Consider the following 15,268-nt stretch of genomic DNA (forward strand, 5'->3'; position numbering starts at 1 on the left):
AAACATAATCAATTTAGTAGTATCTGCTCATTTTTACGTTGAACCTGTACATTAACCGTTAAGGAAATGACATGCAGTATTTCATCCAGAGACTGATTTTTGAAATTAGCATTAATCTGTTTGCTGCGTAAAGCCGGATTACTGATCACGATATTTGCCTGATAGATTTCATTCAGGGCATCAACGAGTTCCTGTAATGTTGTGTTTTCACATTCCAGCTGCTTGCTGCGGTAATAATTATAAAGTTTACTCTGATTATTTTCTTTTACCAGAGTTTTTTGATTCTGATCTATAGTGACCCTTTCACCAGGATGTAATTCTATACTGCTTTGGTACTTACTAATCCTGACTAACCCGGTTTCTACTACAATAACTGTTTTGCCATTTCTGCTTTTGACATTGAATGATGTGCCGATAACTCTGACCGTTATATCATTAACACTGATTATAAACGGTTTGTCCGCATTAGGAGTGACTTTGAAAAAAGCCTCCCCCTGTAGTTTTACAGGTCTGGTAGTTCCGGTAAACCGGCTGGCATAAGAGATCAGCGAATTTTTATTTAGCGTAACCTGAGATCCATCCGGCAATAACTGTGTTAAAACCTGCTCTTTAGTTTCCACATTCATTACAGCCGGGCTTTTGAAATAATTAATGGCAAACCACCCGATACCGCAAACCAGGACAATGGAAGCTGCCAGGCGTAGCCAGTAACTGTTCATTAATGGTTTTGATGAAGCTACAGGAGCTGCATTGAAATTCAAACGGTCTTCAATCTTGCTCCAGGTGCCAGATTCATCACCCTCACTTTTGCCGGCAAGCCTCAGGCTGTCTTCCCAGATGAGTTTCATCTCGTTATAATATTTTTTATTGCCGGTATTCGTATTAAGCCAGGCCTCTACCGCTGCTATTTCACCAGGATCGGCTTCGCTGAGCAGGTATTTCACCAGCACATCATCATTCATATTTATATTCGTGCTCATTTCTTCTTCATTAAATAAAGTAAAACTATAATAACAGGCAGAAATTCTACTAATTTAATCCGCAACACTTTCAAAGCCTTTCCCATCTGGTTTTCAACAGTCTTGATAGAAATCTTAAGGATATCGGCAATTTGCTGATATTTAAGCTGCTCAAAACGACTCATCTGAAAAATAGTGCGGCACTGTTGCGGCAGTTCAGCTATAGCAAGCTGAATATGCCTGTCCAGTTCTGAAACCAGTACCTTGTTCGCTGCATCCGCGCTTGTTTCTTCCATATGATTTGTATAATAATCCTGGAATGAATCTTTTACTTTCTGGTGTCTGAGATAACTCAGACTTTCGTTATGAACTGCACGGTACAGATAAGACTTTAAAGAGCCATCTGTCTTTAGCTGGTCTCTCTTTTCCCATATTCTGCAAAACACGTTTTGTATAATTTCTTCAGCACCTTCGTTATCTTTTATAAAAGTATAAGCATAAGCGCGCAGCGTTTTGTAGAACGTCCTGAACATTTCTTCAAATGCACTCTTATTTCCTTTTTTTATTAAATCAATAATCGTATTGTCGCTATATTCCATTTACTAAGAAGGTGTACTGTTTTTTCGATACATTTTATGAGTATTTATGTTAAAAATAAATTATTTACCCGGTAGTCAATAGGGCTGGCTGCTATTTTTAGCTTTTAATTTACTTTTTGCTATACTACCCGGGCTGGCAAAAACATAATAAAGTTTTTTACGCAGGGTATGTGTATGTCTGACATCAGTTATGATATCCTGGAATTCATGTAAATTAAGATATAAAGGGTCAATCCTGCTTTTTAAAGGGCTGGTAATGCCATAACGTGGTTTCTCCTCTTCATATTGAAATGTTCCCAGCAGATGATCCCAGATCATAAACATCGCACCAAAGTTTTTGTCCAGATACTTTTCCTGACTGCCATGATGTACCCTGTGATTAGATGGAGTGCCGAAATGTTTTTCTATAAAAGGATGAAGCTTGCCAATAGCTTCAGTATGGACCCAAAACTGATAAAGTATACTCAGCTGATTGGCTACAAAAAATATAACAGGATGAACCCCGGTAAGCAAAAGAGGGATGAAAAAAATGACTTTGGTATACTGAAACCAGCTCTGACGGAAATTAACCGTGAGGTTATAATGTTCAGCAGAGTGATGTACCACATGCGATGCCCAGAAAAAACGGCAGAAATGTGATACCCTGTGTGTCCAGTAAGTACAGAAATCATAGATCAGGAAAGCAGGTATAAGCGTCCACCAGTTAAAAGCCATCCGGTAGGGAAGCACATTATATAACCATACCACTCCATACAGCATCACTGTCTTCATGACCAGATTAATCAACAGATTTCCTGCTCCGACAAATACCGATCCCAGCATTTCTTTTTTTTCATAGTTTTTCCTTTCTGATAACCAGGATGCAATAAATTCAATAATTGTAATTGAAAGTACTGCTGGCAATGCATATACAACCAGATTTGGTGCACTTTTTTCCAGGCTGCTGATATCAGCCATTGCTATCCTGGGGGCGCCGGATAAAGCGGAAAGCTGATCTGTTATACTGTTGATAATTAACATAAGTTCTGATTTAATATGCTGAATAACTCAGGCCAGCTGAATTTTAATGGTATATAATGAATGATAAACCATTACTTCCCGGCAGATACCTTTATCGAAATAATACTCATTGTAATTGCCATCTGGCAGAGTAATACGGTAGAGATGAGGTTTAATCTGTTTGATTTCCAGGAATTGCAGGTAGTTATCGGAATACACCTGTGATAAATTGGTTGGTTCACTGGTATACAGAAGCATCAGATTATAATTGATAACTTCTTTAATCTGGCTTGTTTTTTTATCTGATTGTGTCTGATAAGCGTTATTGATAAACCTGGTCTGGTTATACGCTTTCTGTTTACCATTTACATGACGTATAACCCTTGAGCTGATCAGCTTCCCGTTTTTAAAATGAGCATTCTCTTCCGTATCCACATTGATATTCATGATGAATTGGGTTTTGACTCTGGATGTCATTCTGAGATACAGATCTTCGCCGTCATTCTTTTGTGAAAACTGCATCTGTCCGATGATGCTGCCATTTCTCAGTATGTTATATTTTATTGTTTTTTCCTGTGCGTAAATGCTGGCTGAAAAGCAAAACAGGAGCAACGAATAAAGAATAACTATTTTTTTTGCGTGATCTACAATGGGAGTTATCATAAGACTGTTTTTTTAGCATGAGTTAATGGTCTATCTTACCCTTATACTCATAGTACGTCCCATCTTAACTTTACCCCTACGTCATTTTGATTTTTATATTTTGATATGTTGTGAAAAGATAACTGTAATCAGGTCCAGATCATAAGTAGCGGGCATTTAGGATCTTTTAAGAAAAATATATACTTGATATATAAATAATTCTGCAATTAATAGGGGTCTTCATAAATACTGCGTTTATCTGACAAATAATCACAAATGAACTATTATAAGAGAATGTATTTATTATTCAGGAGAGCTTTTTTCAGTTTTAAGAATTTAGCTTAACAGCAGGTCCGCGTGAAAGCAGGTAATTTGAAATGCTGCTGGACATATGGAAATGTCGTTTCAGTATTGGAAATTTCCGTCTCAGTTACTTTGTGCTTCACAAGATCTTCAGATCAGATTAAACTTGCATAATAAAGAATGTTAAAAATCAATTATTTGAGTATGAAAAAGTTATTGTTAGTTGCAGGGCTTCTGGCCTCTGTACATTTGGTAAAAGCGCAGAATGTTCAGCTAATTCCAAAAGTTGGATTGAATTTTTCTAAGCAGGCGATAAGTAATATAGAAGGTGAGCAGTCAAAAACGGGCTTTACCGCAGGTTTGGGTGTTAACTTCAAAGTGAAGAACTCCGCATTTTCAGTTCAGCCTGAGCTTAATTATGTAAGTGCAGGAACAAAGATTAAAAATGATAAAACCAAGTATAACCTGAATTATCTTGAGCTTCCTGTTTTAGCGAAATATTCTTTCGGCCCTGTTTATATTAATGCAGGACCAGCAATTGGTCTGGCTGTGGGAGACGTGAAAAAGATAGAGTCCCTGTATGGCGCTAAAGTTCAAAAATTCAATTTCGGTATCCAGATGGGTGGTGGCGTTGCCATCCCTGTCGGTAAAGGGAGTGTTTTGGTTGATGCAAGATACTCACTGGGCCTGACAGATGTCAATAAAGGTCCGGCAACAGCTAAGAACCGAGGTTTCATGGCTACAATTGGTTACGCAATACCATTTTAGTCTGTTAAAATTATACAAGCTGCCCGTGATTTGGGTAATGGGCAGCTTGTAACCTGAGTTATTCTGTTATCCCATTCAATGACGGCCTGCAGGCTTTATGAAGTTTTCCATTTCAATAATTTTTATTTTTTTCTTCTTTTTCAGGGCAGAAGCCCAGATGATACAAGTGAAAGGTCTGATTACAGACAAATCAACAGGACAACCGGTCCATGGAGTTACTATTGGGTTTGAACATACCGCAATCAAGACTTCAAGTGATGCTAAAGGAACGTTTAGTATCGCTTCAAAAGATAAAGTTAAACACATTAATTTCTACGGTATAGGTTATCACAGAGTACGGATGGAGGTACCTTCAGGCCATACCCACCAGCTGAATATTCAACTGGAGCCACAGACTCAGGATTTATCTGAGGTTAGTATTTCTGTTGCTCATAAACCAAGATATAAGAATAAGAACAACCCAGCTGTGGAATTAATCAGGAGGGTTATTGAACATAAAAAGACCAATGCTTCAAATCTTCAGAATTATCTTTCTTACAAGGAGTATGAGAAATTGAATATTTCCTTAAGTATGACCACTGAGAAAGCGAAGACATCCAGGCTACTTAAAAAGTTATCATTTTTAAAAGACAATTCAGATTCACTGACCCGGCCGGGCAGATTGCTGACCCCTATATTTATGAAGGAGAAGCTTACCCATAACCTGGTGTATCAGAACCCCTTTAAACAGGAATCAGCTGTTCTTGCAGAAAACCAGTCACGTATAGATCAGTTCATTGATGAAGATGGAATCAATGAGTACCTGGATAAAATCTATCAGCGGGCTGATATTTATCAGAATGACATCGGTATCGGCAACCAGAGTTTTATGAGTCCTATCGCAGAGCTGGCCCCTCAGTTTTATAAGTATTTTATCATTGATACTTTAAAAGATGTTTCACCGATGCAGATTAAGCTGATGATCGCACCACGTAATAAAGAAGATGTGCTTTTCCTTGGTCATTTATATATCTCCCTGGATGGTAAATACGCAGTACAAAAGGCTACACTATCTGTCAACTCCAAAATAAATATTAACTGGGTAAAGGATATGAGTATATCCCTGGATTATCATCAGGATAAAACCGGTCATTATTATTTAGGTAAAAGTGTAATGGCTATGGATCTGGGGCTTTTCAAAGAGGGTGCAAGTGTGTTTGGAGAACGAACCCTGTTTATCAATGATTTTGTCAGCAGTCCAACAGCTTTGAATCAGACTTTAAAGCTTAAACCGCTGGATAATCTGGCGCGGCCGATCCCTATGGAAGAATTAAGACCGGAAAAACTGACTTCGATTGAGCAGATGGCCTATAAAAATATAGACAGTCTTAAAAATTCAAAGAAGTTCAAACGTGCGATGGGAGTGGCTTCATTTTTACTCTCGGGTTATATAGGGCAGGGGAAAGTAGAAGTCGGGCCGTTTAATTCATTTTATAGCTTTAATCCCGTAGAAGGTCTGAGACTTAAAATTGGCGGGCGGACTACTGATGCATTTAGCAGAAGGATTTTCTTTGATGGCCATATGGCTTACGGTACACGTGATCATAAATGGAAGTATTCACTGGGAGCTATCTTATCACTTTCGCCCGGCTCCATCTATGAATTTCCTGTCAAGTCGTTAACACTGAGACATAGCTATGAAACACAGATACCCGGGCAGGATCTTAACTTTCTGGAAGATGATAACTTTCTGTTATCATTCAAAAGAGGAATTAATGATAAATGGTTATACAACAGAAAGTGGCTTTTTGAATACCTTCATGAAACAAAAGATCATTTTTCATTTAAAGTAGCCTATAAAAATCAGATTCTGGATCCCGCAGGAGGACTCAGATTTATAGCATTAAGTACTGCCGGACCAGTAGATGTGCAGGACATTACCAATTCAGAATTTACGGCAGAAGTAAGGTGGGCACCACACGAACAATTTTATCAGGGGAAACGCTTCAGAAGACCAATCAGAAATGGATACCCTATTTTCACCTTACGCGGATCGGTTGGTATTAAAGGATTTTTGCATGGAGACTATAACTATCAGAACCTGACTTTCAATGTCTTTAAAAGAACTTATCTGTCGCAGTTTGGCTATTCTGATATTATTCTTGAAGCAGGAAAAGTATTTGGTAAAGTTCCATTTCCTTTGCTGACTATACACCGGGCTAACCAGAGTTATGCTTATGAACTGCCATCTTATAATCTGATGAATTTCATGGAGTTCCTGAGTGATAAATATGCAAGCGTTAATCTGGAACATAATTTCAATGGGTTTTTCCTGAATAAGATTCCATTGGTAAAAAGACTTCAGTTAAGAGAGATCATCACTTTTAAGGCCCTGACCGGATCAATTTCCAGTAAGAATGATCCAACGCAGAATTCAGATTTATATCAGTTCCCACAAGACAAACATGGGCGGATTATGTCTTCAGCGTTGGGTTCCACACCCTATATGGAAGGAAGTATAGGAATCTCCAACATCTTTAAAATATTAAGGATCGATCTGGTTAAAAGGCTGAGCTATTTAGATAATCCGCATATATCCAGGTGGGGGATAAGAGCTAAGATTAAGGTGGATTTTTAATACCTTATCAGCTCTCGCCGGCGTATGAGGCTCCATAAAAAGGCGGGATAAAAGAGCTGGTACACCTGCTCTTTTATCCCGCCTTTTAGGATTTTAGCTTAAACCTGTCTGGTTAAGCGAAATTAAACCATGAGCTTTCAGCAGTATAATCTTCAATTACCTGTGTGCTGTTATCAAAATTGAAAGCACAGATTAATGTGCGTATATCCTGTTTTACATTCACAATACAATTTTCGATCAGCTCTTTTCTGAATCCCTTAATTTCCAGATCCAGAACATAGCCTAAAGAAACAATTCTGCCGATTACCTTTCCCAGGTCAAATAGTTTGCGTTGAGAAAGAGAGGTGCTTAAGTTAAAACTCAGTTCCTTTTTAAAATAATGGCAAGCCTGAGCAGTTTGTTGAAGTGTGGTCAGGAAGTCAAAAAGATTAGATTCTTTCTGTTTCTTCATCTGACGTACAATGATCTCTGAAATCTGTGCATAAAGCATTTCATTCGAACCTTCGAAAATCTGAAAAGGTCTGCTGTCCATAATACCACGTCCGCCAATATGAGATGTTTTATACCCTTTGGCACCAGAAACCTGTGTTAAAATCTGTGCTGATTCCTGCATCAGATCAGTGACTACGGCTTTCATACTATTGGCCTCCAGGCCTTCAGCTGCTAAATTATGTTCAATTCCGCTAATGCTGCTGCTTCTGACACACATTGCCGAACAGATCGTATAAGCTGACTGTATTTTAGAAATCTGGAACTGGATCTGATCCATCGATAATAAATTTGCTGTTCCTACAATCCGGTTTTTACATTGAAGAATAGCTTCGTCAAGCATACGCCTGATGAACCCCATTCCCATACCGGGAAACTGCATTCTGCTGCGGTGCAGGATATCCAGCATCATTTTAATACCTGTAGTTTCAGGATTTAATTTAAACGTTTTAGGAACTTCAATATTTAAAATATTGCGTCCGTAAGGGATCATATGAAGCCCCATCGTATCAAAGTATTCCTCTACGACGATTTGCTGTTTCTTTTGTGTATTATCACATAAAAAGAAATCAATATCTCTGCTTAATCCGCCATCAGCCAGTTCGGCTCTGGACGCAATCAGCCAGTAATCAGCCAGACCGGTAAGTCCCTGCCAGTGTTTAGTTCCTTTGATGCTGTAAGTATCAGCCAGCTCTGTATTTCTGGTTTTCATGTTCAGTGCATCACTACCATAATCAGGTTCAGTGATCATCAGGCCACCCATATTCTGGTGAAAAAGAAAACGGTCAAATACTTCTTTTTTAACTGAATCATCCGCATACTTGGAAAGCGGCTCCAGAAAAAGAGCGATGTTAATTCCAAAGGTCAGAGACAGTGGTAAAGACTCATATGAAGCCGCAGCCAGGACGCTCAGGCATTCTTTTACCACACTTCCATTTCCACCATACTCTTCCGGAATTGCTGCTGCCAGAGGCTGTTCAGCAAGAATTTCGTGCATGATTAAAGGAGGTAGTTTTGCTGCAAGGTCAAATTGATCAGTATTGTCTTTCCCCCGGAACAGAAGCTTTAATTTCTCTTCGAAATTTTTGATGTATTCTGAAAATTCTATTTTTAATTCTATCATTATTAGGGGTAATTTACTATAATATTCTGGGAAAATCTTTTTTCAAGATAATCACCAAATATACCAAAGTAATTTAGAATAGTTCTAAACAGAATTCTCTTTTTTATTCCTTCAGAAAATAACGTCTTTTTTTGTCCTGAAATTTAGTATTCCATGATGTCATCTATCAGAAATGTACTGCCTGAGGGGATCAGTCTGATGTCCCGGTTATGCTTGATTTTAGACTCAGTATCTTCTATTACTACGCTGAAAATGAAGTTGTCACCTATTTTATTTTTCAATTCACAATGGGTTACTTTGATTAGTCCGTAATCCTGTTCCGGGATAAATAAACCAGTTCCGATTCCTGCTAATTTGGGATTATACTTGTCCTTCCATTTGGTGAAAAATTCTTCAGAGGTCAGGCCGTTGTCCAAATCTACATTGATCGCATCATCTTTATACTCATCGTACTGTTTTGTATAAATACTTTTGATATTTTCTTCGGCTTCCTCATTGGTGTTTTCCATGTTGCCATTCGCTTTATTAAGCGAATTTTCGATGGCTGCAGTCAACCAGCTTTTTGCTTTGGAAATTTCCGGCAGATTTTCCTGAGTAGTTTTTGCTGTTGCCGGAATGGGTTTCTGAATAGAATCCTGGGCTTGAGTGTCTTTTAAGCCAGTAACTTTCTGATTGTTTTTCTGTTGTCCATTACAGGAAATCAGCAGGATGGCAGCGCAGGTCAATGGGATAAATTGCTTCATTTGTTCAAGATTGAGGAAATATTCTGATTAGCTGTAAATCTGATCGGAATATCTCCTCAATAAGGATACCACATTAATTGCTGATCCTGTTAAATGAAATTATTTAGGGATAATCAGGCTCTTGCGCTGCGTCGTATGCGCGCTGAAAAAGCCCAGGGCTCCTCCCGTTATATTACTGATAGGGTTGGCCGGTGCAGCACTGTCTCCGCTTCCTTTTGCCCCGGATAAACTAAAAAGATAAAGAAAAACAGAAGGGTCAACACTATGCATTTCCACACTCAGCTTGTCGCCTCTTTTGATATCCTTTTCTCTGTTTTTAGTTTTGTTCTGAAATATAAGTCCTGAATTGATCAGCTGCCCGGTAGTAAACTCGTCATTTGCCACAGCATAATTTTGTTGCCTCTTATCATTGATGAACAGCTCAAACCAGTAGAAGTTTTTGACTTCAGCAGAGTCCTTATACTTGACATAAGCCACAGTTCTCAGACTATCATAATCTGCTGGCTTAAGATAGAAGTCCAGTAATGGTACAGGTTGCTGCATCGTACTGACAGCAGTAAAAGTTTCCCCATTCACCGTCGCTGTTAAGCGGTAAGTCTGACCAGGAGTTCCATTGATTGCAGTGGTTGTATATACACCTGAACTGGTTTCAGGAAGCGTTACAACTGTACCATTGTTTTCTATTTTTACAATAGCTCCGTTGACCCCGTTAAACGTATTATCATCATCAAAGTTTTTGGTTCTGCTGATTAAAACACTGCAATTACCAGGTTCGTTGGTTATGGTGCCTTCAATTACATATTTGTCCTGTTTAGTGGCAGGTTTTAGTTGTATCACTTTTTCGCAGGATACAAGGAGCACTGAGAGTGCTGCCAGCATATATATAGCTTTCATATTAAAATTTAAAATCATAAGAAATAGAAGGTATAAACCGGAACAAACTTGTTTTTACAGCCTCAGTTCTGTTAGGATCGTATGGATTGTCCCTGAACTCAATACCATAGGCATTTGATCTGCCATAAGCATTATATAAACTCATACTTAGCTCAGAAGAATATTTTTTAGTTTTCTTTAATGTACGCGTTGCACCAAGATCTAATCTGTGGTAAGCCGGCATTCTTTCTGCATTACGCTCAGAAAAATAGAAATAACTTTCTCCAAGTAATCTGTATTTTGCATTAGGGAAAGTCACTGCGTTTCCGGTGGAAAATACCCAGTTAGCAGATAAAGACCACTTTTCATTCAATGCATACATCGCTACAATTGAAATATCATGCGTCCGGTCCTGACGGGTATTATACCAGCGGTCATTATTGATCCCATCTACCTGTCTTTCAGATTTAGATAAGGTATAACCAACCCATCCCGTTAGTTTGCCTGTCTTCTTTCTGATCAGCATTTCTATTCCGTAGGCTCTTCCTCTGCCATACAGTAACTGTGTCTCAATTGGTCTGTTGGTATAAATATCGGCACCATCGCGATAGTCGACCTGATTTTTAAGACCTTTATAATAAATCTCTGAAGTAAATTCATAAGCATTATCTCCCAGATTTTTATAATAGCCCAAAGATACCTGATCACTGATTTCAGGTTTGATGATATTAGTACTGGCCAGCCATCTGTCTGTAGGCGACATAGAATTGGAATTGGAAATTAAATGCAGGTTCTGCGCATTGCGGACATAAGAAGCTTTAACCGATGCAGATTCGCTGAATTGTATTGCAGCAGCAATCCGGGGTTCCAGGTTAAGGTAGGTCTTTACAATTTCTCCTCTTTTATAAGTTCTGCTTCCTGTCACTTCACCAGCACTGTTTACGTCAAAATACTCACCACTTCCTAAGATGGAAAAAGCAGAAAGCCGTAATCCGTAAGTCAGACTAAACATGTCACTCGCTTTCCAGGTATTACTTACATAAGCCGCATTTTCCAGTGAAAATCTTTTTTGCAGATCCTGGGAGATAAACCCCGTGTTCCCTTCAGCCCGGACTTCACCAGGTTTGATGGTATGATAAATTGCATTTACGCCGAAACTCAGTGTGTTTTTATCGTTGACATACCATTGCATATCTTCCTTGAAATTCCAGTCTCTGATTTGTGAAAACAAGGAGAAAGAATTCTGATCTTCTTTACTGTCAATGGTATAATCGTAATTACTGAAGATTAAGGAGGTGTTCGAGAACAACCTGCTGTTAAACACGTGATTCCAGCGCAGGGTAGAAGTTACGTTTCCCCAGTCCAGTCCGGTTAACCTGTCTGATTTTAATACATCCCTGCCCAGGTAACCGGAAATAAACAACTTGTCCTTTTCTCCGAGGATATAGTTTGCTTTGGCATTGACATCATAAAAATAAAGCTTAACCTTTTTAACCGACGTATCTGAAGAAAGCTTGATAAATGGGTCCAGGTATGTTCTGCGTGCAGAAATCAGAAAAGAGGATTTTCCTTTCTGTATCGGACCTTCCACATTCACTCTGGCTGCAATCATACCAATTCCGCCGCTTACACTCAGTTTCTGGTTGTTCCCGTCATTCATCTTGATATCCATTACAGAAGACAATCTGCCACCATACTGAGCAGGCATCCCACTTTTATACAAGGTGACATTTTTAATGGCATCCGAATTAAATGTAGAAAAAAAACCGAGCAGGTGAGTGGCATTATAAACAGGGGCTTCATCCAGTAATATCATATTCTGATCTGCACTTCCACCTCTTACAAAAAAGCCGCTTGTTCCTTCCAGGGAAGATTTTACACCCGGTAAAAGCTGCAGCGTTTTGATGATGTCTCTTTCGCCCAGTATAACCGGAATAGTTTTGGTTTCCGATACACTTAAACGCTCCATTCCCATCTGTGGATTATCAATACTTCTTTTAGCAGACGATGAGGTAATGTTTACCGTTTCCAGTTCATTTGCACTGTCATCCAACCCAATATTCAGTTTTAAATTTTTATCCAGCTGAACTGTCTGCAGATTTGTTCTGCTGCCTACTGCACTGATTTCCAGATTGTATTTTCCTTTAGGAAGTGAAAGCGAGTAAAAACCATATTCATTACTTGAAGTAGCTTGTCTTGTACCTGCAACCCTGACTGTTGCAGCAATCAGTGTTTCTCCTGTTTTAGCCGAAGAAACTGTACCACTTATCGTGTATCTTCCCTGGCTTTCTGCCGGATTTGCCGCCGGGTCGGCCGGAACCTTTTTTTCTTTTGCAGGATCAAATCTGATGTAAACCTCTTTGCCAAGCGCGGTGAATTTAACGGGCTGTTCGGCAAATGCAAGGGTTAATACCTCATTTAAATTTTTGTCCTTTGCCACAACGCTGATTTTGATTTTACTGTTGGCGATCTGCTCATTATAAGTGAATTTAATACCACTTGCCAGGCTGATTTTATCCAGTGCTGATTTTAATAATTCATCTTTCAGACTGATACTTAACTTTTTTTCCAATGGACTTTGGGCATAAGCTCTTACCTGAATGAACATCAAAAGCAATAACAGTAAGGCAATAAATGCCAGGAACCTTATCGGTTCGTATTTTTTCATAACTTTATATTTAAATATTGATTTTAATCTGCCCTAAAGTTCTCAAGGCCCGGGCATTTTTTAATTGATCAGGATGATGTCCGGTTTTCTGAAACAGAAGCCGGGCATTTATCTTATGATTACAGAAGCTATCTTACAATAACATACCGCCCCCTCTCTTTCTTCCAGTTTACCTCCATTACCATACTTAATTTATCAAGACATTGTTCAACAGGTAAAGTCATATCCAGCTGGCCATAGAACCTGCTTTGAGCAAGATCCGGGGCCAGGGTAATCTGCAGATGATACTGTAATTCCAGGTCGGTAACCACATCGCTGAAAATACTTCCCTTATAATCAAATAAACCCAGACGTCTGTTCAGAAAATCTGCTGCGTCCGGGAAATCGGTCTTTGTAATTTTTTCTGTAGACCTGCTGACCGTAATTCTTTGATTGGCAGTAATCATAACAGGTTGCTCATGATTGGTGTTTTTCAGTGTTACTGCAACCTTTCCGGTCACCAGTGTGACGTTGATATCAGGTTGGTTTTTATAAGCACTCACATTAAAACTGGTTCCCAGTACGGTCGTATTAACCAATCCACTTTGAATAATAAATGGGTGATCTGCATCATGGGTAACCTCAAAAAAAGCTTCCCCATCCAGACTGACGATCCGTTTACTTCCGTTAAACCGGTCAGGATAGCTCAGTTTACTCTCCGGGCTGAGCCATACTTTAGTTCCGTCCGCAAGCAGTAATTGTTTGCGTTCAGCAGTTTTACTGAATACCTCAGTCTGATGAACAGGATTAAAGACCTGGGATATGCGGTTACGATATAAATAAGTTCCACCAAGAACAAGCAGGATAGCTGCGGCTGCGGCAAAGTGCCTGAAACCGTAACTAATCCTGCGAGTCAGCATTGGCCTCACCTGTATTGTGTCTTGAGAGAAGAAAGGAGGAATCAGCCCGGTTTCAGGTTTTGCTTCCGTCTGATCCCAGGTTACTGACATCAGACTGGTCATTTCCTCATCATGTTCATTGTCTTTGATCAGCTGAAAGAAACGTTCCATTTCGGCTGGCGAACACTGATTGGTCAGATACAGATGATATAGCAGTTTTAATTCCTCTTTTTCGTTCATAGTATTCCATGAATGGATCAATATGCTATCCATTTCTACATACTATACAACTGCCGGAGCCCTAAGGACTAGTTAGAATGAAAATAATTTGAAGAAGCAATAATAAAACAGATGATGCTGCCATTTTTACTTACATATTCACGGATAAAGCGGCTGGCTTCAACCATATGATTCTTGACCGTGTTTTTAGAGATATTCAGTTTCAGTGCGATTTCATCATGACTCAGCTCCTCTACACGGCTTAGGTGGTAGATCAGTTTTTTTTGCTGAGGTAAGCGGCTGATGGCCTCATCATAGATTTTACGTAGTTCTTTTTCCAGCACATGATCTTCCGTGCGGTTGGAACTTTGCTCAATAGTATGATAGATTTGTTCCTGTAAAGCCTTTTCGCGGGCCACTTTTTTAAGATAATTCAGGACATGATTCAATGTGATTTTTTTCAGATAGGCATTGAAAGATAAAGCCACATTGATCTGCTCTCTTTTTTGCCATATTTTGATAAATACCTCCTGTACAATTTCTTCTGCAGTGTCGGCCGACTTGCATAGCTGATAAGCATAACTATAAACCTTACCTCTGTACTGATTGTAAATTTGTATAAACGCAGGTTCATCCCCCTCCCTGAATTTGATCAGCAGGTCCACGTTATCCGGTTTCTCTGATTGGGGTGTGTTCATAAATATAGGGAACAATGATAGATATTAATTTTTGAAACTCAGGATATTTATCCTCCGGAGAAAAAAAAGCGTTCTATATCTTTGTTTTTAAAAGGTATAAAAATGGAAGCAGATAAACACTATATTTTCAGATCAGCAAGGCTGGGTTTCAGAGACTGGATACGTGCGGATATAGAAAAAATGGCTGAGATCAATGCTGATCCGGAGGTTATGAGATTCTTTCCGGCAACTCAGTCTGCACAACAGACTCAGGAATTTATAGAAAGAATGTCGGCACAATTCAAAGAAAAACACTTTTGTTATTTTGCTGCCGACCATTTGGAGACCGGAGATTTTATTGGTTTTATCGGATTATCCGTACAAACTTTTGAAGCTGATTTTAACCCATGTACAGATATTGGCTGGCGATTGAAAAAATCAGCATGGCAAAAAGGCTTTGCTACAGAAGGAGCAAAAAGATGTCTGGATTACGCCTTTGATGAATTAAAGCTGGAAAAGATAAATGCAATGGCTCCTCAGGTGAATTTACCCTCTGTCAATGTGATGAAAAAGCTTGGAATGAAAGAAGTGCTTGCTTTCAACCATCCCTTGCTGGCAGATGATGAAAGACTGCGGGAATGTGTGTTATATGAGCTTTTAAAAAAAGATCATGTCTTAAAATAAAACAAATTAATTGTGCCGTAATATTTA

General features: G+C 39.0%; 13 protein-coding genes. 3 read left to right on the forward strand and 10 right to left on the reverse strand.

Annotation, left to right across the window (positions count from 1 at the left end; all coding sequences use genetic code 11):
* Nucleotides 1-8: 8 nt before the first annotated feature.
* The 4 genes from PL_RS18155 to PL_RS18170 form a co-directional block, all read right to left on the reverse strand.
* A complete protein-coding gene (locus PL_RS18155) occupies nucleotides 9-980 on the reverse strand; it encodes a FecR family protein (protein ID WP_041882816.1) in 972 nt (323 codons plus the stop codon).
* Nucleotides 977-1,558 carry an RNA polymerase sigma-70 factor gene (locus PL_RS18160; protein ID WP_041882817.1) on the reverse strand — a complete coding sequence of 194 codons (582 nt, stop codon included), beginning with the start codon at nucleotides 1,556-1,558 and terminating at the stop codon, nucleotides 977-979. The genes PL_RS18155 and PL_RS18160 overlap by 4 nt, the downstream gene beginning before the upstream one ends.
* Nucleotides 1,559-1,633: 75 nt before the next feature.
* Nucleotides 1,634-2,578 carry a sterol desaturase family protein gene (locus PL_RS18165; protein WP_052496346.1) on the reverse strand — a complete coding sequence of 315 codons (945 nt, stop codon included), beginning with the start codon at nucleotides 2,576-2,578 and terminating at the stop codon, nucleotides 1,634-1,636.
* 27 nt (nucleotides 2,579-2,605) lie between these two features.
* Nucleotides 2,606-3,220: a DUF6134 family protein gene (locus PL_RS18170; protein ID WP_041882818.1), complete on the reverse strand. Its 615-nt coding sequence runs from the start codon at nucleotides 3,218-3,220 to the stop codon at nucleotides 2,606-2,608.
* 486 nt (nucleotides 3,221-3,706) lie between these two features.
* On the opposite strand from PL_RS18170, the gene PL_RS18175 reads away from it, so the two are divergent.
* Nucleotides 3,707-4,270, forward strand: a complete 564-nt coding sequence (locus tag PL_RS18175) for a porin family protein (protein ID WP_041882843.1) — start codon at nucleotides 3,707-3,709, stop codon at nucleotides 4,268-4,270.
* 157 nt (nucleotides 4,271-4,427) lie between these two features.
* On the forward strand, nucleotides 4,428-6,887 hold the full coding sequence (locus PL_RS18180) for a DUF5686 family protein (RefSeq protein ID WP_160292111.1): 2,460 nt from the start codon (nucleotides 4,428-4,430) through the stop codon (nucleotides 6,885-6,887).
* 112 nt (nucleotides 6,888-6,999) lie between these two features.
* Here the strand turns inward: PL_RS18180 and PL_RS18185 are convergent, their stop codons facing one another.
* From PL_RS18185 to PL_RS18210, 6 genes are all read right to left on the reverse strand, one after another.
* Nucleotides 7,000-8,499: an acyl-CoA dehydrogenase family protein gene (locus tag PL_RS18185; RefSeq protein ID WP_041882821.1), complete on the reverse strand. Its 1,500-nt coding sequence runs from the start codon at nucleotides 8,497-8,499 to the stop codon at nucleotides 7,000-7,002.
* 143 nt (nucleotides 8,500-8,642) lie between these two features.
* Complete coding sequence (locus tag PL_RS18190; RefSeq protein ID WP_052496348.1) at nucleotides 8,643-9,242, reverse strand: hypothetical protein; 600 nt, start codon at nucleotides 9,240-9,242, stop codon at nucleotides 8,643-8,645.
* A gap of 99 nt (nucleotides 9,243-9,341) precedes the next feature.
* A complete protein-coding gene (locus PL_RS18195; protein WP_160292112.1) occupies nucleotides 9,342-10,136 on the reverse strand; it encodes a DUF4249 domain-containing protein in 795 nt (264 codons plus the stop codon).
* 1 nt (nucleotide 10,137) lies between these two features.
* Nucleotides 10,138-12,783 carry a TonB-dependent receptor gene (locus PL_RS18200; RefSeq protein WP_041882823.1) on the reverse strand — a complete coding sequence of 882 codons (2,646 nt, stop codon included), beginning with the start codon at nucleotides 12,781-12,783 and terminating at the stop codon, nucleotides 10,138-10,140.
* Between the two features lie 128 nt (nucleotides 12,784-12,911).
* Nucleotides 12,912-13,901: a FecR family protein gene (locus PL_RS18205; RefSeq protein ID WP_041882824.1), complete on the reverse strand. Its 990-nt coding sequence runs from the start codon at nucleotides 13,899-13,901 to the stop codon at nucleotides 12,912-12,914.
* A 68-nt stretch (nucleotides 13,902-13,969) separates the two neighbouring features.
* Nucleotides 13,970-14,578 (reverse strand): RNA polymerase sigma factor, encoded by a 609-nt coding sequence (locus PL_RS18210; protein ID WP_348620055.1) that lies wholly within the window; start codon nucleotides 14,576-14,578, stop codon nucleotides 13,970-13,972.
* A gap of 102 nt (nucleotides 14,579-14,680) precedes the next feature.
* Between PL_RS18210 and PL_RS18215 the strand changes: the two genes are divergently transcribed.
* Nucleotides 14,681-15,241, forward strand: coding sequence for a GNAT family N-acetyltransferase (locus PL_RS18215; protein ID WP_041882825.1), 561 nt, complete (start codon nucleotides 14,681-14,683; stop codon nucleotides 15,239-15,241).
* The last annotated feature ends 27 nt before the right edge of the window (nucleotides 15,242-15,268 follow it).

Source organism: Pedobacter lusitanus (genome assembly GCF_040026395.1).
Taxonomy (GTDB): domain Bacteria; phylum Bacteroidota; class Bacteroidia; order Sphingobacteriales; family Sphingobacteriaceae; genus Pedobacter; species Pedobacter lusitanus.